Origin of the sequence: Lactobacillus rodentium (genome assembly GCF_003423665.1) — a bacterium.
GTDB lineage: Bacteria > Bacillota > Bacilli > Lactobacillales > Lactobacillaceae > Lactobacillus > Lactobacillus rodentium.
Genome location: NZ_BFBY01000031.1, coordinates 1 through 531, shown reverse-complemented (window position 1 = coordinate 531; position 531 = coordinate 1). Strand labels below are relative to the sequence as shown.

1 protein-coding gene is annotated in these 531 nt (G+C 31.8%); it reads left to right on the top strand.

The annotated features are described in order from the left end of the window. A partial coding sequence (locus LrDSM24759_RS07625; RefSeq protein WP_117118850.1) for an IS3 family transposase occupies positions 1-531 on the top strand: 531 nt, incomplete at both ends.

Here is a 531-nt window from a genome sequence, read left to right as displayed (position 1 = left end):
CAAAGAAATATTTGAAGAACACAAACATAGATACGGCTACAGGAGAATTACAGCTCAATTACACATTGAAGGCATTAAAATCAATCACAAGAAAGTAAAGCGTCTAATGAAAAAGATGAATCTATTCGGTATTGCAATTAGACGTAGACGAAAATACTCAAGTTATCAAGGAACCGTAGGTAAAATTAAACCTAATTTGATTTGCCGTAATTTTTTAGCTATTTTACCGGATAGAAAATGGTATTCTGACATAACTGAATTTCATTTAAATGGAGAAAAGCTATATTTATCTCCAATTATGGATGGTTGTACTCATGAAATAATTTCTTACACAATTAGTCGTCATCCAGTCTTAGAACAAGTAATGACCATGCTTGAATTAGCTTATAAAAATCATCCTGCATTAAATGGACTTATCTTTCATACTGATCAGGGCTGGCAATATCAACATCCAGCTTTTCAAAGTTGGCTTAAAGATCATGGTATTGAACAATCAATGTCTAGAAAAGGAAATTCATTAGATGATGGATT